At 69.8% G+C, this 17836-nt stretch carries 13 protein-coding genes; 1 reads left to right on the top strand and 12 read right to left on the bottom strand.

Annotated features, from left to right (window positions below):
- Window positions 1-23: 23 nt before the first annotated feature.
- Window positions 24-2345: a Tex family protein gene (locus OHB23_RS13100; RefSeq protein ID WP_328809679.1), complete on the bottom strand. Its 2322-nt coding sequence runs from the start codon at window positions 2343-2345 to the stop codon at window positions 24-26.
- 122 nt (window positions 2346-2467) lie between these two features.
- On the opposite strand from OHB23_RS13100, the gene OHB23_RS13095 reads away from it, so the two are divergent.
- On the top strand, window positions 2468-3424 hold the full coding sequence (locus OHB23_RS13095) for a serine hydrolase (protein ID WP_328809678.1): 957 nt from the start codon (window positions 2468-2470) through the stop codon (window positions 3422-3424).
- A 9-nt stretch (window positions 3425-3433) separates the two neighbouring features.
- Here the strand turns inward: OHB23_RS13095 and trmD are convergent, their stop codons facing one another.
- The 11 genes from trmD to smc all read right to left on the bottom strand — a co-directional run bounded on the left by trmD (window position 3434) and on the right by smc (window position 17833).
- Window positions 3434-4114, bottom strand: a complete 681-nt coding sequence (trmD, locus tag OHB23_RS13090; protein ID WP_056445343.1) for a tRNA (guanosine(37)-N1)-methyltransferase TrmD — start codon at window positions 4112-4114, stop codon at window positions 3434-3436.
- A gap of 2 nt (window positions 4115-4116) precedes the next feature.
- Window positions 4117-4662 (bottom strand): ribosome maturation factor RimM, encoded by a 546-nt coding sequence (gene rimM, locus OHB23_RS13085; RefSeq protein ID WP_328809677.1) that lies wholly within the window; start codon window positions 4660-4662, stop codon window positions 4117-4119.
- A gap of 8 nt (window positions 4663-4670) precedes the next feature.
- A complete protein-coding gene (locus tag OHB23_RS13080; RefSeq protein ID WP_027505019.1) occupies window positions 4671-4913 on the bottom strand; it encodes an RNA-binding protein in 243 nt (80 codons plus the stop codon).
- A gap of 9 nt (window positions 4914-4922) precedes the next feature.
- Window positions 4923-5384 carry a 30S ribosomal protein S16 gene (gene rpsP / locus OHB23_RS13075; protein WP_027505018.1) on the bottom strand — a complete coding sequence of 154 codons (462 nt, stop codon included), beginning with the start codon at window positions 5382-5384 and terminating at the stop codon, window positions 4923-4925.
- A 194-nt stretch (window positions 5385-5578) separates the two neighbouring features.
- The gene (locus OHB23_RS13070) at window positions 5579-6643 is read right to left on the bottom strand and encodes an amidohydrolase family protein (RefSeq protein ID WP_328811640.1); all 1065 of its coding nucleotides are present in this window, start codon (window positions 6641-6643) and stop codon (window positions 5579-5581) included.
- Between the two features lie 31 nt (window positions 6644-6674).
- Window positions 6675-8243 (bottom strand): signal recognition particle protein, encoded by a 1569-nt coding sequence (ffh, locus tag OHB23_RS13065; RefSeq protein ID WP_056445067.1) that lies wholly within the window; start codon window positions 8241-8243, stop codon window positions 6675-6677.
- 91 nt (window positions 8244-8334) lie between these two features.
- Complete coding sequence (locus tag OHB23_RS13060; RefSeq protein ID WP_328811639.1) at window positions 8335-10821, bottom strand: [protein-PII] uridylyltransferase; 2487 nt, start codon at window positions 10819-10821, stop codon at window positions 8335-8337.
- A 57-nt stretch (window positions 10822-10878) separates the two neighbouring features.
- Complete coding sequence (locus tag OHB23_RS13055; RefSeq protein WP_027505009.1) at window positions 10879-11217, bottom strand: P-II family nitrogen regulator; 339 nt, start codon at window positions 11215-11217, stop codon at window positions 10879-10881.
- A gap of 3 nt (window positions 11218-11220) precedes the next feature.
- Entirely contained in the window at window positions 11221-12582 is a 1362-nt protein-coding gene (locus tag OHB23_RS13050) for an ammonium transporter (protein WP_027505008.1), read from the bottom strand.
- Window positions 12583-12804: 222 nt separating this feature from the next.
- On the bottom strand, window positions 12805-14205 hold the full coding sequence (gene ftsY, locus OHB23_RS13045) for a signal recognition particle-docking protein FtsY (protein WP_328809676.1): 1401 nt from the start codon (window positions 14203-14205) through the stop codon (window positions 12805-12807).
- Window positions 14206-14209: 4 nt separating this feature from the next.
- Window positions 14210-17833: a chromosome segregation protein SMC gene (gene smc / locus OHB23_RS13040; protein ID WP_307092616.1), complete on the bottom strand. Its 3624-nt coding sequence runs from the start codon at window positions 17831-17833 to the stop codon at window positions 14210-14212.
- Window positions 17834-17836: the final 3 nt, after the last annotated feature.

Here is a 17836-nt window from a genome sequence, read left to right as displayed (position 1 = left end):
TATCCGCGCCGCCGCGACACCCTCTACTTTCCGAAGCCCGCCTTCCGCAGGGCATCGGCCATCGATCCCGTTGCCGCGGCCGGTGCCGAGGACTGCGCTCCCTTGCGTGGTCCGGCTCCGGTCTTCTGCCTGTTCCGCGCGCCCTGGCCTCCCGACCCGCCCCGTGGAGCCGATGCCGCTGCCGTACCGCCGATCTCGTCGGTCAGTCGCAGGGACAGGCCGATCCGTTGGCGCGGCAGGTCGACCTCCATGACCTTCACGCGCACGACCTGTCCGGACTTGACGACGTCGTGCGGGTCCGAGACGAAGCGGTCGGACATCGCCGAGACGTGGACGAGTCCGTCCTGGTGCACGCCCACGTCGACGAAGGCGCCGAAGGCCGCCACGTTGGTCACCACTCCCTCGAGCACCATGCCCGGTTCGAGGTCGGCGACCTTCTCGACACCGGCCGCGAAGGTGGCGGTGGCGAACTCCGGACGCGGATCGCGGCCGGGCTTCTCGAGCTCGGACAGGATGTCGGTGACGGTCGGGAGTCCGAACCGGTCGTCGACGAAGTCCTGCGGGCGCAGGGACCTCAGCACCCGCTCGTTGCCGATCACCTCACGGACTCCCATGCCGGCCCTGTCGACGATGCGGCGCACCACGGGATACGCCTCGGGGTGCACGCTCGACCGGTCGAGGGGGTCGTCGCCGTCGGTGATGCGGAGGAACCCGGCGCACTGCTCGAAGGCCTTGGGCCCGAGCCGCGGAACCTTCTGCAGTGCGGATCGGGATCGGAAGGGGCCGTTCTCGTCGCGGTGCGCGACGATCGACTCGGCGAGAGTGGTGGCCACGCCGGAGACGCGCGCGAGCAGAGGCACGCTGGCGGTGTTGACGTCGACGCCGACCGCGTTCACCGCGTCCTCGACGACGGCGCCCAGGGAACGCGCCAACATGGATTCCGAGACGTCGTGCTGGTACTGCCCCACGCCGATCGACTTCGGGTCGATCTTCACCAGTTCCGCGAGGGGATCCTGCAGACGACGGGCGATGGAGACCGCGCCGCGGATCGAGACGTCGAGATCGGGCAGTTCGCGCGACCCGTAGGCGGACGCGGAGTACACGGAGGCGCCGGCCTCGGAGACCATCGCCTTGGTCAGGTTCGCGTCCGGGTACTTCGCGATGAGTTCCGCCGCCAGCGCGTCGGTCTCACGCGACGCGGTGCCGTTGCCGATGGCCAGCAGATCGACACGGTGCTTCGCCGCCAGTGCGGCCAGCGTCGCGAGCGCCTCGTTCCACTTGCCCTGGGGCTTGTGCGGATAGATGGTGTCGTACGCGAGGACCTTGCCGGTGGGGTCCACGATCGCGACCTTGGTTCCCGTGCGGAACCCGGGGTCGAGGCCCATGGTGGTGCGACTGCCGGCGGGCGCAGCCAACAGCAGGTCCTTAAGGTTGGAGGCGAAGACGTCGACCGCGCGCTCCTCCGCGGACTGCCGCAGGCGCATGCGGGTGTCGATGCCCAGGCTGACCAGAAGCTTGGTCCGCCACGCCCATCGCACCGTGTCCAGGAGCCACCGATCGGCCGCACGGCCGTGGTCGCCGATACCGAAGCGCGCCGCGATGCGGGTCTCGTACACCGACGCGGTACCGGGTGCGGGTTCGTCGGTGTTCGGCTCCGGATCCATCGTGAGGGAGAGCACCTCCTCCTTCTCCCCGCGCAGGACTGCCAGTACTCGATGGGACGGAACGGAGGTGAAGGACTCGGAGAACGCGAAGTAGTCGGAGAACTTCGCACCGTCCGTCTCCTTGCCCGGTCGCACCGCGCTGGTCAACCGGCCACGGGTCCACATCAGCTCGCGCAGCGACCCGACGAGGTCGGCGTCCTCGGCGAAGTGCTCGACGAGGATCGCGCGCGCACCGGCGAGCTGCTCCTCGCCGAAGGACTTCGGATCGGTGGTCGGATCGGACAGCAGGGCGTCCGCCACGGGCTGGTGGCCGGCCTCGCGCGCGATCTGCGCCTTGGTGCGGCGCTTCGGTTTGAACGGGAGGTAGATGTCTTCGAGGCGCGCCTTGGTGTCCGCGAGCACGATCGAGTCCTCGAGCGCGTCGTCGAGCTTGCCCTGCGAGCGGATGGACTCGAGAATCGCGGCGCGGCGCTCGTCGAGCTCGCGCAGGTATCGCAGTCGCTCGTCGATCGTGCGCAGCTGGGTGTCGTCGAGCGTGCCCGTGACCTCCTTGCGGTAGCGCGCGATGAACGGCACCGTCGCACCCCCGTCGAGCAGGTCCACGGCGGCGCGTACGCGCTCCTCCGCGACGTCGAGCTCCTCGGCGATCCGGCGATTGACAGATTTCACAGCGGTCGTCACGGCGATGGACCCTACCGCGCCGGTACCGTGGAGTGACGGTGCCGCCCCGGGTTCCGAGCGCCGACGCGCCCGGTACGTCCACTCTCGAATGTGGGGGCACTCGATGACAGAACGGTAGTCACGTGACAACTCCCTCGGCGCGCCTGCGACGAGCCTCCACCATGTTGGCGGCGGTGGCGCTCGCCACCACGATGGCGGCGGCCTGCGCGCAGCCGGCCGAGCCGGCGGCGACGACGATCCCGGTCGCACCGGAGTTCCCCGAACCCGAGATGCCGATGGCACCGGACCTCACCGGCCGCCTGCAGCAGGCACTCGACGGCGCGGCCGCGCGCGGCGCGACGCTCTCCATCGGCTTCCTCGACCGGGAGACCGGGACGTACATGGGTTCCGGTGACAACGATCCGATCGAGACGGCGTCGGTGGTCAAGTTGTTCATCGCCGACGATCTGCTCTACCGCTCGTCGCGCGGCGAGTTCGCCCTCGACGAGGAGTCCCGTGCCCTCATCGCGCCGATGCTCTCGTCGTCGGACGACAGTGCGGCGCAGGTCCTGTGGGACGCCGCCGGTGGATCCGACGTCGTGGCACGCGTCGCCGGCCGCTACGGCCTGCCCGCCACAATCGCGTCGGCGGACGGGATCTGGTGGAACACCCGGACCACCGCGGCCGACCTGGTGCGGTACTACGACGCCGTCCTCGACGGCACCGGCGGACTGAACCCGGCGGACCGGGCGACCGTCGTCGGAGACCTCGAGGCGTTCACCCCCGAGGGGGCAGACGGCTATCCCCAGACCTTCGGCATCCCGCGGGCACTCCCGGGCGAGACGGTCCGCGGGGTCAAGCAAGGCTGGATGTGCTGCGTCGACGGTCGGTGGATCCACCTGAGCACCGGGTTCGTCGGCGACGGGGAGCGCTACGTGGTGGCGGTGCTCTCGCGGGAGGATCCCTGGTACGGCGCGGACGGCGGCAGCGCGGAGACGACGGCGGACACCGCGGTGACGGACGACGACGGCGCCAAGCACGCGCGCGTCACCGTCACCGGCGCGCTGAAGATCCTGTTCCCCACCGGGGTCGTCGCCTGAGAGATCGCGTCAGGGCAGGAGGTCGGGCCGGCGCTGAGCGGTACGCTCGAGCGACTGTTCCCGCCGCCACTGTTCGATGCGGGAGTGGTTGCCGGACAACAGGACCGGCGGCACGTCCAGGCCGCGCCACGTGGCCGGTCGGGTGTATCCCGGCCCCTCGAGGAGACCGTCGGAGAACGAGTCCTGTTGGTGCGAGAGCTGATTGCCCAGGACGCCGGGCAGCAGCCGCGTCACGGCCTCGGTCATCACCAGCACCGCGGCCTCGCCGCCGATGAGCACATAGTCCCCGATGCTGACTTCCTCGACGCGCACCCGGGTCGCCGCGTCGTCGAAGACTCGCTGATCGATGCCCTCGTAACGGCCGCATGCGAACACCAGATGATCCTCGCGTGACCATCTCTCGGCGGTGCGCTGGGTGAAGGGCACTCCGGCGGGCGTGGGCACCACCAGGATCGGGTCGGCGTCGCGCATGACGTCGTCCAACGCGTCTCCCCACACCGTCGGCTTCATGACCATGCCGGGGCCGCCGCCGTAGGGCGAGTCGTCGACCGCCTTGTGCACGTCGTGTGTCCAGTCCCGGAGGTCGTGGACACCGAGGGTCACCAGACCGTTCTGCACGGCCTTGCCCAGCAGCGCGGTACGCATGGGCTCGAGGTACTCGGGGAAGATCGTCACCACGTCGATACGCATGGTCACTCGCCGTCCAGAAGCCCTTCGGGCGGGTCGATCTCGACGGTCCGCGTCTCGCGGGAGACCGACACCACGATCGCGGACACGAACGGTACGAGCAGTTCGCGGCCGACGTTCTCGTCGGCCGGCGTGATCGACAGCAACTCCCCCGCAGCGGAGTGCAGCACCTCGCTGACCGTGCCGATCACCGTGCCCGCCGACTGGTGATCCGGAGCGAACTGCACCGTCATGCCCTCGAGCTCGTGGTCGTAGAACTCGTCCGGATCGTCGGACGGGGGTAGATCCGCGGTGTCGACGACGAACAGGGTGCCGCGCATCGCGTCGGCGGTACTGCGATCGTCGATTCCCTTCAGACGCAGCAGAAGCCGCCCGGAATGCTCCCGGGCGGCTTCCACCGTGTAGTCGGTCGTGCTGTCGTCGCGACGCGCACGGCCGTGCAGAACGGATCCCGGAGCGAACCGCTCGTCAGGATCGTCCGTGCGGACCTCCACGACGACCTCGCCCTTGATGCCGTGCGACTTGGCCACGCGGCCCACGACGAGCTCCACGTCGGTGATCAGCGATCGGTGTCGACGACGTCGACACGGATCCCACGGCCGCCGATACCCGAGACGAGGGTACGGAGCGCGGTGGCGGTACGACCGCCACGGCCGATGACCTTGCCCAGATCGTCGGGGTGCACGTGCACCTCGACGGTCCGGCCACGGCGACCGGTGATCATCTCGACACGAACGTCGTCCGGATTGGACACGATGCCGCGAACCAGATGCTCGACGGCGTCGGCGACCATGGTGCTCACAGGTGGGTCCTACTTCTCGGTGGACTCGGCGGTGGCGTCGGCGGTCTCGTCTGCCGGTGCGCTCTCGGCGTCGTCGGCCTTGGCGGCCTTCTTCTTCTTCGGCGTGGTGGCCTCGGCGACGGGCTCGTTGTCGGCGGCGGCGAGCGCAGCGTTGAACAGGTCCAGCTTGGACGGCTTCGGCTCCTTGACGCGGAGCGTGCCCTCGGCGCCCGGCAGGCCCTTGAACTTCTGCCAGTCACCGGTGATCTTGAGGAGTGCCTCGACGGGCTCGGTGGGCTGTGCGCCCACGCTCAGCCAGTGCTGCACGCGATCGGAATCGATCTCGATCAGCGACGGCTCTTCCTTCGGGTGGTACTTGCCGACGGTCTCGATGGCACGGCCACCGCGACGGGTACGCGCGTCGGCGATGACGACGCGGTACTGCGGGTTGCGGATCTTGCCGAGACGGGTGAGCTTGATCTTGACTGCCATGTGAAACGAAGCCTCTTTCGATGTGGTCGCGGGACGCGACCGCTGGTCACGGCGCAATTCAGCGATGCGCACGGCATGCGCACCCGGTTTTGCGGTGGATGGGTGTTGTGACCGCCGCTCGGTACGGAACCGGAGACGGGCGAACAGCGACTTATTCTGCCAGACACCGCCCGAGCGTCATAATCCCAGCCCGGTCACCAGATCCGGCCGCGCAACACCACCACGTCCGGCGCCGACAGGACGTCCGGCCCGGTTCGTGGGTCCGTGGAGTAGAACACCAGATCCGCGGGTGCGCCGTGCTCGATGCCCGCACGCCCGAGCCACCGCCGCGCCGTCCAACTGGCCGCACCCAGGGCGTCGGTCGGCGACAGGCCCACGCCCACCAGCGCCGCCACCTCGTCGGCCACCCGCCCGTGCTCGATGCTGCCGCCCGCGTCGGTGCCCGCGTAGATCGGGACTCCGGCGTCGTGCGCGCGCCCCACCGTGTCCGCCACTCGGGCGTGCAGATCGCGCATGTGATCGGCGTAGCGCGGATAGCGGGTGGCCGAGTCGGCGATCGACGGAAAGGTCTCGATGTTGATGAGCGTGGGCACCAGTGCGGTTCCGTGCTCGACCATCATCTCGATGGTCTCGTCGGTCAGGCCGGTGCCGTGTTCGATGCAGTCGATGCCGGCACCGATCAGCCCGGGCAGCGCGTCCTCGCCGAAGACGTGCGCAGTGACCCGGGCGCCCTCGGCGTGGGCGGCGTCGATGGCCCGGCGCAGGACCGCGTCGTCCCACAAGGGTGCGAGGTCGCCGACCTCGCGGTCGATCCAGTCGCCGACCAGCTTGACCCACCCGTCGCCGAGGCGCGCCTGCTGAGCCACGGCCTCGGGCAGTTGCGACTCGTCCTCGAGATCGACGGCGAGGCCGGGAATGTAGCGCTTGGGCATCGCGATGTGCCGACCCGCACGGATGATGCGCGGCAGATCCTCGTGGTCGTCGAGTGCGCGGGTGTCGACGGGCGATCCCGCGTCACGCAGCAGCAGCGCACCCACCTCGCGCTCGGTGGTGGCCTGCGCGACGGTGCCGTCGTGATCCTCGTGCCCGCCGCCGTACGTGATACCGACATGGCAGTGCGCGTCGACGAGACCCGGAACGATCCAGCCGCCCCGCGCCACCGTGGTGGCACCGGGAACCGGATCCAGTGAGATGAGGCCGTCTCGCACCCAGACGTCCACCTCGTCGTGGCCGGGCAGCACGACGCCGCGCAGATGCAGACTCGGCGAGATGCGCACCGCGTGCTCCGCCCTACTTCTTGGGGAGCTTCAGCTGCGACAGGTCGATGCCCTCGAGGCCCGGCGGAAGCTGGTCGAGGCCCTTCGGCATCGAGGACAGATCGGGCATCCCCGCGGGCATTCCGCCCGGCATACCGGGGAAGCCTCCCCGCACGCCCTTCGGCGGTGTGGGTCCGCGACCGCCCTTCTTCCCCTTCTTGCCCTTCTTGTTGCTGCGCTGAACCTGCTTGCGCGCGCCGGGCATGCCCATGCGGCCGGCCATCGACGCCATCATCTTGCGGGCCTCGAAGAAGCGGTCGACGAGCTGGTTGACGTCGGAGACCTTCACACCGGAACCGTTGGCGATGCGCAGACGACGGGAGGCGTTGATCATCTTCGGATCGGCCCGCTCGGCGGGTGTCATACCGCGGATGATGGCCTGCACGCGGTCGAGCTGCTTGTCGTCCACCGACGCGAGGGCGTCCTTCATCTGACCGGCACCGGGCAGCATGCCGAGCAGGTTGCCGATCGGTCCCATCTTGCGGATCGCCATCATCTGCTCGAGGAAGTCCTCGAGCGTCAACTGGCCGGACCCGATCTTCGCGGCGGTGTCCTCCGCCTGCTTCGCGTCGAAGACGGTCTCGGCCTGCTCGATGAGGCTGAGCAGGTCGCCCATGCCGAGGATGCGGCTCGCCATGCGATCCGGGTGGAAGATCTCGAAGTCCTCGAGCTTCTCGCCCGTCGACGCGAACATGATCGGTCGACCGGTGACCTCGCGGACGCTCAGCGCGGCGCCACCGCGGGCGTCGCCGTCGAGCTTGGTCAGCACGACGCCGGTGAAGCCGACACCGTCCTGGAAGGCCTGCGCCGTGCTGACGGCGTCCTGGCCGATCATCGCGTCGAGCACGAACAGGATCTCGTCGGGGTTCGTCGCGTCGCGGATACCGGCGGCCTGGCCCATGAGCTCGGTGTCGATACCGAGACGGCCCGCGGTGTCGACGATGACGACGTCGTACTGCTTGGCCCTGGCCTCCGCGACACCGGCGCGAGCGACCTCCACCGGATCGGCCGCGGTCACGCCGAGGGCATTCTCGCCGCCGCCGATCGACGTGCCCGGATGCGGCGCGAAGACGGCGGCGCCCGCACGCTCGCCGACGATCTGGAGCTGACTCACCGCACCGGGGCGCTGGAGGTCGCAGGCCACGAGGAGCGGGGTGTGGTTCTGGTCCTTGAGCCACTTGGCGAGCTTGCCGGCGAGTGTCGTCTTACCGGAGCCCTGCAGACCGGCCAGCATGATGACGGTCGGCGGGTTCTTCGCGAACTCCACCCGCCGAGTCTCGCCACCGAGGATGCCGACGAGCTCGTCGTTGACGATCTTGACGACCTGCTGCGCGGGGTTGAGAGCAGCGGAGACCTCGGCGCCCTTCGCGCGCTCCTTGATCCGAGTGATGAAAGCGCGCACGACCGGCAGCGCGACGTCGGCGTCGAGCAGTGCCAGGCGGATCTCGCGGCACACCGCATCGATGTCGGCGCCCGAGAGCCGACCCTTGCCTCTCAGATCCTTGAGGCTTCCGGTCAATCTGTCGGACAGTGATTCGAACACCGATACTCCTGAACATCGCGAGAGAAGTGAAGACTCCGTCGACCAGACTAACGGTCGATCGACCCGGCGGTGGCCCGGCCCGACGCGTACCTCAGTCGTCCGACTCGGGCTCCTTCGGACGCAGGGCGGGGACGACGGCCAGCAGCGCGCGTTCGAGCTCCTCGCGCTGTGCCCGCGATCCGGCGCCGCCCTCCGACGCCCCGCTGGTGTCGACGCAGAACGCGTCCACCACCGAGGATCCGCGGGTGGTGACCTTGGCCCAGCGCACGTCGGCACCGTGCTTCTCGAAGACGGACGAGAGCCGGCACAGCAGCCCGAGCCGATCCTCGGCGCGGACCTCCACGATCACGGAGTCACCGTCCGGACCGTCGAACCACAGCACCCGCGGCGGCGCCTGCGCGTACAGCAGCACCTCCGACGAGTCGAGCGCTCCGAGATCGCCGTCCGACGCGGCGATCCGTGCCCCGGCCTCCTTGAGGTCGAGTTGCGCGAGCAGGTCGAGGTCCCCGTCGAGTGCCCGGATGAGCTCCTGGCGCAGCAGGCCGGGCTGGGGCGGCGCCCCGAAAGTGGGCGTGACGACGAAGCGGTTGATCGCGAACCCGTTCGCGCTGACCACGGACGCGGACAGCACCCGCAGCGCGGCCAGAGCGAGCACGCCCGACGCGTTGGACAGCAGGCCGAGCCTGTCCGGCGCGGTCACCGTCACCTCGAACGTGTGCGGACTGTCCGACGGCTGCAGATCGACGTCGACTCCGCCCTCGGCGGCGCGGGCCGCGAGCGCCGCGTCGATCGGATCGGGCGTCGGCAGTGATTCACCGGCCATGATCATGCGGCAGCGCCGCACGAGCTCACCGATGAGCGAGGACTTCCAGTCCCCCCAGACACCGGGTCCCGTCGCGAGCGAGTCCGCCTCGGCCAGCGCGTGCAGGAGTTCGAGCAGGATCGGATCGCCGTCCAGCGCGTCGACCACCCGCTGCACCGTCGCGGGATCGTCCAGGTCGCGTCGGGTCGCGGTGTCCGGCAGGAGCAGATGGTGGCGCACCATCGCCTCGAGCAGCCGGACGTCCGACGGCCACAGACCGAGCCGCTTGCCCACCTGCGTGGCCAGATCCGCGCCGACGATGCTGTGGTCTCCCCCGCGGCCCTTGCCGATGTCGTGCAGCAGTGCCCCGAGGACCAGCAGGTCGGGCCTCGCGACCCGGGTGGTGAAACCGCTCGCGTGAGCGGCGGTCTCGACGAGATGGCGATCCACGGTCCAGGTGTGCACGGCGTCGCGCGGCGGCAGGTCGCGCACCGCCCCCCACTCGGGAAGCAGACGCCCCCACAGGCCCGTCCGGTCCAGAGCCTCGATCGCGTCGATGGCGCGGCGGCCGGATCCGAGGACCACCAGCAGGTCGTTCAGTGCCTCCTTCGGCCACGGCTCGCGCAGTTCCGGTGCACTGTCGGACAGCCGGCCCAGGGTCGACGCGGACATCGGCATCCCTGTCACCGCGGAGGCCGCTGCGACACGCATGATCAGTCCCGGATCCTTGTTGGGGCGGGCGTCCCGCGCCAGCACCACCTCGCCGGCGTGCTCGACGACCCCCTCGTCCAGGGGCCGACGCACAGGTACCCGGCGGAGACGCGAGAGTCCGCGTCGCGGTATGGCATTCCCGGCGGTACGCAGGCCCACGTCCGTCGAGTAGACGATGGTGCGCGCCGAATCACTCAGTACGCGTGCGAGATCGAACCGATCGCCGATTCGGAGCGCGGCGGCGATCTCGTCCGCGTCCTGCGCTCGCAGCTGATCACGGGCACGGCCCGCCACCCGGTGCAGCTCGGTACGGACGTCGAGGATCCGTCGGTGAGCGAAATCCAGTCCACCGCCCGGTGATTCGGGCCCGAGGCCCGGCATCGCGTCGGTGAGCTGCGCGATGGAGAGCGCGTCGAGCAGCTGCACGTCGCGCAGTCCGCCGCGTCCACTCTTGAGATCGGGCTCGGCCCGGTGGGCGATCTCGCCGCTACGCCCCCAGCGAGTGCGGGTCAGCGCGTGCAACTCGTCGAACCGATCGCGGATCCCGATGCGCCACTGACGCCGGATCCCGTCGATCAACATCGAACTGAGTTCGGCGTCGCCCACGATGTGTCGGGCGTCGAGCAGACCGAGGGCCGCGGTCATGTCGTGGGCGGCCACGTCCAGAGCCTGCGGAACCGTGCGGACACTGTGATCGAGCTTGATGTGCGCGTCCCACAGCGGGTACCAGAGTTGGTCGGCCACACTGCTGACGAGCGCGGGATCGAGATCGTCGTGCAACAGCACCAGGTCCAGGTCCGAGTACGGCAGCATCTCGCGACGACCCAGCCCGCCGACGGCGACGATGGCGAATCCGCTGTCCGGCTTGATACCCACCTCGGAACCCTTGGTGGTCAGCCAGAACTCGTGGAGATCGACGAGCGCCTGGCGCAGCGCCGTCGCGTCCAGTCGTCGATTCCGGCCCTGGCCGGCGAGCAGTTGCTCGCGCGCTCGGACGAGATCCGCCGCTGCTTCGGAACCTCCCACGGGGCTCACTCCTTCTGGTGTCGTGTCGCCGAGAAACAGATCGGCCGCGGATCCGCCCCGTCGAACGAGGCGGATCCGCGGCCGGACTGACGGGAACTAGAGAGCGTCGGAGCCACGCTCGCCGGTGCGCACGCGCACGACGGCCTCCACGGGCGAGACCCAGACCTTGCCGTCACCGATCTTGCCGGTACGGGCTGCCTCGACGATGACCTCGACGACCTTGTCCACGGCCGCATCGTCCACGACGACCTCGACGCGCACCTTGGGAACGAAGTCCACGGAGTACTCGGCACCGCGGTAGACCTCGGTGTGGCCCTTCTGTCGGCCGTACCCCTGTACCTCGCTCACGGTCATACCGAGAACGCCTGCCTGCTCGAGAGCCGTCTTGACGTCCTCGAGAGTGAACGGCTTGACGATTGCAGTGATCAACTTCATGTCTCACGCCTCCTTGCTGGGAACGCGTCCCAGTGTTGACCCACCGAGTGCCGCAAAGTCGTAGGCGGTCTCGGCATGTTCCGATTCGTCGGCTCCCATGGATTCACCATCGTCGTCGATCCGGAGGCCCACGGTGTACTTGACGATGAGCGCGACGATGGTCGTACCCACCAGAGAGTAGAGCAGCACCGCGCCGGCACCGACTGCCTGACGCCACAGCTGGTCGAATCCGCCGCCGTAGAACAGCCCCTCGACACCGGCCGGTGCCTCGGAGGTGGCGACCAGTCCGACGAGCAGCGTGCCCACCAGACCGCCGACGAGGTGGACGCCGACGACGTCGAGCGAGTCGTCGAAACCGAACTTGAACTTCAGGCCGACGGCCAGTGCGCAGAGCACACCGGCGACGACGCCGATGACGAGTGCACCGAGGATGTTGACCGAGGAGCAGGCCGGGGTGATGGCCACGAGTCCGGCGACGATGCCCGATGCACCACCGAGACTCGTCGCGTGCCCGTCACGGATGCGCTCCGTGAGGAGCCAGGCCAGCATGGCTGCGGCCGTGGCCGCGATGGTGGTGACGAAGGTGGCACCGGCGATGCCGTTGGAGCCGACGGCGGAACCGGCGTTGAAGCCGAACCAACCGAACCAGAGGAGGCCGGCACCCAGCATGACGAACGGCAGGTTGTGGGGGCGGAACGGAGTACCCGGCCATCCCTTGCGCTTGCCCAGGATGACGGCGAGCACCAGACCCGCGGCACCCGCGTTGATGTGGACGGCGGTACCGCCGGCGAAGTCGACCGCCGCGAGCTTGTTGGCGATCCAGCCACCGGTCGTGGTGGTGACCTCGTCGAAGGAGAAGACCCAGTGCGCGACCGGGAAGTAGACGAGGGTCGCCCACAGTCCGGCGAACAGCAGCCACGGACCGAAGCGCATGCGGTCCGCGACAGCGCCGGAGATGAGCGCGACCGTCAGGATCGCGAACATGGCCTGGAAGGAGACGAACACGGTCGCGGGGATGGTGCCGACGAGCGGGATCGCGGCATCGGTGAGCACACCGGCCTCGTCCTCGGACGCGAGGTACGTTCCGCCGATCAGGCCCTTGAGCCCGAAGTACTGGAACGGGTCACCGATCAGGTTGCCCTTGTCCTCGCCGAACGTGACCGAGTAGCCGTACAGCACCCAGAGAACGCCGACGACGCCCATCGCGCTGATGCTCATCATGATCATGTTCAGCACGCTCTTCGCGCGGACCATGCCGCCGTAGAAGAACGCAAGACCCGGAACCATGAGCAACACGAATGCCGCGCTTGTCAGCATCCATGCGGTGTCACCGGTGTCGGGCGCACCGATAGTGGGAAAATCCACCTTGAGCCTCCTCCTTCTTCCTCGCCCCAGCCGATGGCGGCTGACGACCTGAGGAGAAGGGTGCTCACTCGACGTTTCGGCGACGACACTGCGGTGTTTCGTCGGTGTGAACGCACAGCCGAATCATGTTGCGACCGTGTTGCGTCTCGGTCTTTTCGCCCGGTTCGGCCGCCGAGGACTCGACGAGAGTCGAATTCTCGGCGGCCCGAGCGGGGCTCGCGATCAGCCCAGAAGAGCGTCGACGAACGCGCCGGGCTCGAACGGAGCGAGGTCGTCGGCGCCCTCACCGAGGCCCACGAGCTTCACCGGGACACCGAGTTCACGCTGCACCTGGAACACGATGCCGCCCTTGGCGGTGCCGTCCAGCTTGGTCAGCACGACGCCGGTGATGTCGACGACCTGAGCGAAGACCCGGGCCTGCGCGAGACCGTTCTGACCGATGGTCGCGTCGAGCACGAGCAGGACGTCGTCGACGGGCGCCTTCTTCTCGATGACGCGCTTGACCTTGCCCAGCTCGTCCATCAGTCCGGTCTTGGTGTGCAGTCGGCCCGCCGTGTCGATGAGCACGGCATCGACTCCGTCGGCGATGCCGCGCGTCACGGCGTCGAACGCGACGGCGGCCGGATCCGCGCCCTCCTTGCCGCGCACCACCTCGGCGCCCACGCGCTCGGCCCACGTCTGCAGCTGGTCGGCCGCCGCGGCGCGGAAGGTGTCGGCCGCGCCCAGCACGACCCGACGACCGTCCGCCACCAGGACGCGGGCGAGCTTGCCGGTCGTCGTGGTCTTGCCGGTGCCGTTGACGCCGACGACGAGCAGGACCGACGGCCGGTCACCGTGCGGCAGCGCACGGATCGAGCGGTCGAACGACGGGGTGAGCTGCTCGATCAGCACCTCTCGCAGCAGGGCGCGGGCCTCGGGCTCCGTCCGCACGTTGCGCACGGCCATCTGTTCACGCAGCGTCGCGACGATCTCGGCGGTCGCCGCACTCCCCAGGTCGGCGACGAGGAGGGTGTCCTCGACCTCCTCCCACGAGTCCTCGTCGAGGTCGCCGCCACCGAGCAGTCCGAGCAACGACCGGCCCACGGCGTTCTGCGATCGAGACAGTCGACCGCGCAGTTTGGTGAGGCGGCCCGACGTGGGCTCGATCTCGTCGAGCACCGGAGCGGAGCTCGCCGGTTCTGCGGGCGTCTCCTCCTGCACCGGAGGGACGACCACGGGCGGGGTCTCGACAGGCGGTGCCTCCGTGGCCGGAGCGGGCTCGTCGAGCACCGGGTCCGGCAGCGAGATGTCGGTGATGCCCCGCTTGGGTGCGTCGCGAGGAACCGACGCGTCGTCACCGACCCGCGGCTGATCGTCGGTGTCGGTGCGCTCGAGGGTGGGTTCGGGGATCGGTTTCCGGGGCGCCGGCGTGGGCGGAGCCGCCGTGCCCTGCGAGAAGTCGAATCCGGTCCCGGCCTTGTAGCCACCCGATCGGTCGACCTCGCGGACCTGCTCGGTGGTGTCCGGACGGGCCAGGGAGATGCGGCGACGACGCTGCAACACCAACCCGACGACGAGAACGACGACGAGCAGTGCGAGGACGGCCGCCACGACGATCCACAGTTCGGTAGTCACGTCGACCATCCTGTCAGGACGGTGGCTCGGGAGTCGCCACCTCCCCCGCGGGCTCGAGGACGGCACGCTTGGGCAACCGCTGCGAGATCACCGTCGTGATGCCGTCGCCGCGCATGCTCACGCCGTACAGCGCGTCGGCCACCTCCATGGTGGGTTTCTGGTGCGTGATGACGATGAGCTGCGACTTCTCCCGCAGCTGCTCGAACAGGCCGATGAGGCGACGGAGGTTCGTGTCGTCCAGCGCCGCCTCGACCTCGTCCATGACGTAGAACGGGGACGGCCGGGCCCGGAAGATGGCGACGAGCATCGCGACCGCGGTGAGCGACTTCTCGCCGCCGGACAGCAGCGACAACCTCTTGACCTTCTTGCCCGGCGGACGGGCCTCGACCTCGATGCCGGTGGTGAGCATGTCCGAGGGGTCGGTCAGTACCAGTCGGCCCTCACCGCCCGGGAAGAGCTTGGCGAAGACGCCGACGAACTCGCGCTCGACGTCGGCGTAGGCCTCGGTGAACACCTGCAGGATGCGGGCGTCGACGTCCGCGACCACGCCCAACAGATCCTTGCGCGCCGACTTCACGTCCTCGAGCTGGGTGGACAGGAAGTTGTAGCGCTCCTCCAGGGCGGCGAACTCCTCGAGAGCCAGCGGGTTGACCTTGCCCAGCGTCGCGAGGTCCTTCTCCGCACGCTTGACCCGGCGCTCCTGCTCCGCGCGGTCGAACGGCATCGGGGCCGGGGCCACCACCTGCTCGCCGCGTTCCTTCGCCTGCTCGTACTCCGCCATCTCGAGGTCGGTCGGCGGCAGCGTGACGTCGGGTCCGTACTCGGCGATCAGGTCGTCGGGCGCGATGGAGAACTGCTCCACCACGTTCTGTTCGAGCTGCTCGATGCGGAGCACCGCCTGCGCCTTGGCCACCTCGTCGCGGTGCACCGCGTCGGTCAACTGCGTGGCGCGCGCGGCGAGGGCGCGAACCTGTTCCCGCGTCCGGTCCAGCTCGGCCGCTCGGTCGGAACGACGGCGAGCCAGTTCGTCGCGGCGCACGGCAGCGTCCGCCACGACGCGCTCCAGCCGTCCGGCGACACGAGTCCCGGCCTCGGCGACCGCGGCGGCCACCGCAGCGGACTGCACGCGGCGTGCCCGTGCCCGCTCGGCCCGCGCACGGCCTTCTCGTTCCATCCGTGCCTGCCGACGGAGCTGGTCGGCCTTGCCGCGGACCGAGTCGGCGCGCTCCTCGGCGGTGCGTAGGGACAATCTGGCGTCGACCTCGACGGACCGCACCTCGGTGACCGCTGCGGCAGCGTCCTCGCGGGCCCGCGCCCACTCCTCCGCCTCACCGTCCCCGTCGGCGTCGCCGCCCTGGTCGTCCTCGGCCCGGCGCACGCGCTCCTCCAGTTCGGCGAGCGCGGTCACCGCCTCGTCCCGCTGATGCTCGGCCCGTTCGCGCTGGGACTGCAGCCGGGTCGACTCGGCATGCGCGACACGGGCGACCTGGCCCAGTCGGCCGAGTTGCTCGTACACCGCGGACATCGCGGCGTCGGACTCCGTGAGCGCGGCCAACGCCTGATCGGCGGCCTCCCGGCGGTCCGCCTGTTCGGCGAGCGCCCCGGACAGCGCCGCGGCGAGTTCCTCGGTCCGACGCTCCGTCGCCGCCAGTTCGGTCACCGACTCGTCGATGGCCGCCTGCACCTCGAGCGTGCTGGGTCGGCGGTCCGACCCACCGGTGATCCACCCGCGCCCCACCAGGTCGCCGCCGCGTGTCACGACGCGCACGTCGGCGCTGTCCTCGACCAGGGCGGTGGCCTCCTCCAGCGTGTCGACGACGCTGGTGCCCGCCAACAACGAGGCGAGCGCGCCGCGCGCCGACTCGGACGCCTCGATCACCGACAGGATCGAGGTGCCGGAGCCGATCGTCCGCTCCTCGGACGCCGCGCCCGTGGGGTAGACGATCGCCGCGCGGCCGGCGTCCTCGCTCTTGAGCGCCGACACCGCCTCGCGGGCGTTCTCGACCGACGAGACCACCACGGCGTCGGCCGCGGCTCCCAGCGCCACGGCCACAGCCACCTCGTACCCCGGCCGCACGGTGAGGTGATCGCCCAACCTGCCGACGACGCCGTGCTGTTGCTTCTCCCCCAGCCACGCACCGCCGTCGCCGCGTTCCAGGTTCATCGTGAGAGCGTCGATCCGGGCGCGCAGCGATGCCACTCGCTGGCTCGACTCCCGTTCTCCCGTCTGCAGTTCCGCGACGCGGGCGTCGGCGATGGCCAGTGCCTCGACAGCATTCTCGTGCTGCGAGTCCAGTCCCGCCTCACCGGCGTCGAGTTCGCCGACCTTCTCCTGGACGATGTCGAACTCGGCCTGTGCGGCGTCGCCGCGGTGCCTCGCGTCCTCGATCGCGGTCGCGAGACGGGCCACCTCCGTGTCGTACGACTCGGCCCGAGCGCGCAGCCCGTCCACCTGACCGGAGAGCCGCGCGAGGCCCTCCCTGCGGTCGGCGACGGCGCGCACGGCAGCGGCGTGGGCGCGCTCCGCGTCCGCCGCGGCCGCTTCCCGTTCCGCGAGCTGCTCCCTCGCGGCATCGAGGGTGGCGCGCGCGAACTCCACCGCCTCGGTCAGCTGCAGCTCCTCCTCGGCGACCCGGTCCGCACGCTGCTCGAGCTCGTCCGGGTCGGGACCGCGGCGGTCCTCCGGCTCGTCACCGAGGTGACGTGCCCGCTCGGTCGCGATGCGCACGGTGGCGCCGACACGCTCGGCGAGAGCGGACAGCTGGAACCACGTCTGCGCCGCCGCCTCCGCGCTCGGGGTGAGTCGCGCGAGGTCCTGCTCGCCCTCGGCCAGCACCGCCTCGCCCTCGGCCAACGCGTCCTGGACCGCGGCGTACTCCTCGCGAGCCTTCGTCTCGTCGTGCGACTGTTCCGCCAGTTCGGTCCGGCGTGTCACCAGATCGTCGGCGGCGATGCGCAGGCGCGCGTCGCGGAGGTCCGCCTGCACGGTCTGCGCGCGCCGGGCCACCTCGGCCTGTCGGCCCAGGGGCTTGAGCTGCCGACGCAGTTCGGTGGTGAGGTCCGTCAGACGCGCGAGGTTGGCCTGCATGGAGTCGAGCTTGCGGACGGCCTTCTCTTTGCGCTTGCGGTGCTTGAGGACGCCGGCGGCCTCCTCGATGAAGGCGCGACGGTCCTCCGGCCGCGACTCGAGAATGGCGGCGAGTCGACCCTGACCGACGATGACGTGCATCTCACGGCCGATACCCGAGTCGCTGAGCAGTTCCTGGACGTCCATCAGTCGGCACGAGCTGCCGTTGATCTCGTACTCGCCGGCACCGTCGCGGAACATGCGGCGGGTGATCGAGACCTCGGAGTAGTCGATCGGCAGCGCGCCGTCGCTGTTGTCGATGGTCAGCGTCACCTCGGCCCGGCCCAGCGGGGCGCGGCCGGACGTGCCGGCGAAGATGACGTCCTCCATCTTGCCGCCGCGCAGCGCCTTCGCGCCCTGCTCCCCCATGACCCAGGTCAGGGCGTCGACGACATTCGACTTGCCCGATCCGTTGGGCCCCACGACGCAGGTGATGCCGGGCTCGAAACGCAGAGTCGTCGCCGAGGCGAAGGACTTGAAGCCCTTCAGCGTCAGACTCTTGAGGTGCATGGC

This window comes from Rhodococcus sp. NBC_00294, assembly GCF_036163995.1.
Taxonomy (GTDB): Bacteria; Actinomycetota; Actinomycetes; order Mycobacteriales; family Mycobacteriaceae; genus Rhodococcoides.
Note: the sequence above shows the minus strand (reverse complement) of the source record. Positions and strands in the feature narration are given on the sequence as shown.

Excerpts from the sequence above, each read along its gene's own strand:
- trmD (WP_056445343.1), bottom strand. The coding sequence starts at position 4,114 with ATGCGTATCGACGTGGTGACGATCTTCCCCGAGTACCTCGAGCCCATG.
- OHB23_RS13055 (WP_027505009.1), bottom strand. The coding sequence starts at position 11,217 with ATGAAGTTGATCACTGCAATCGTCAAGCCGTTCACTCTCGAGGACGTC.
- rpsP (WP_027505018.1), bottom strand. The coding sequence starts at position 5,384 with ATGGCAGTCAAGATCAAGCTCACCCGTCTCGGCAAGATCCGCAACCCG.
- ftsY (WP_328809676.1), bottom strand. The coding sequence starts at position 14,205 with ATGGTCGACGTGACTACCGAACTGTGGATCGTCGTGGCGGCCGTCCTC.
- smc (WP_307092616.1), bottom strand. The coding sequence starts at position 17,833 with ATGCACCTCAAGAGTCTGACGCTGAAGGGCTTCAAGTCCTTCGCCTCG.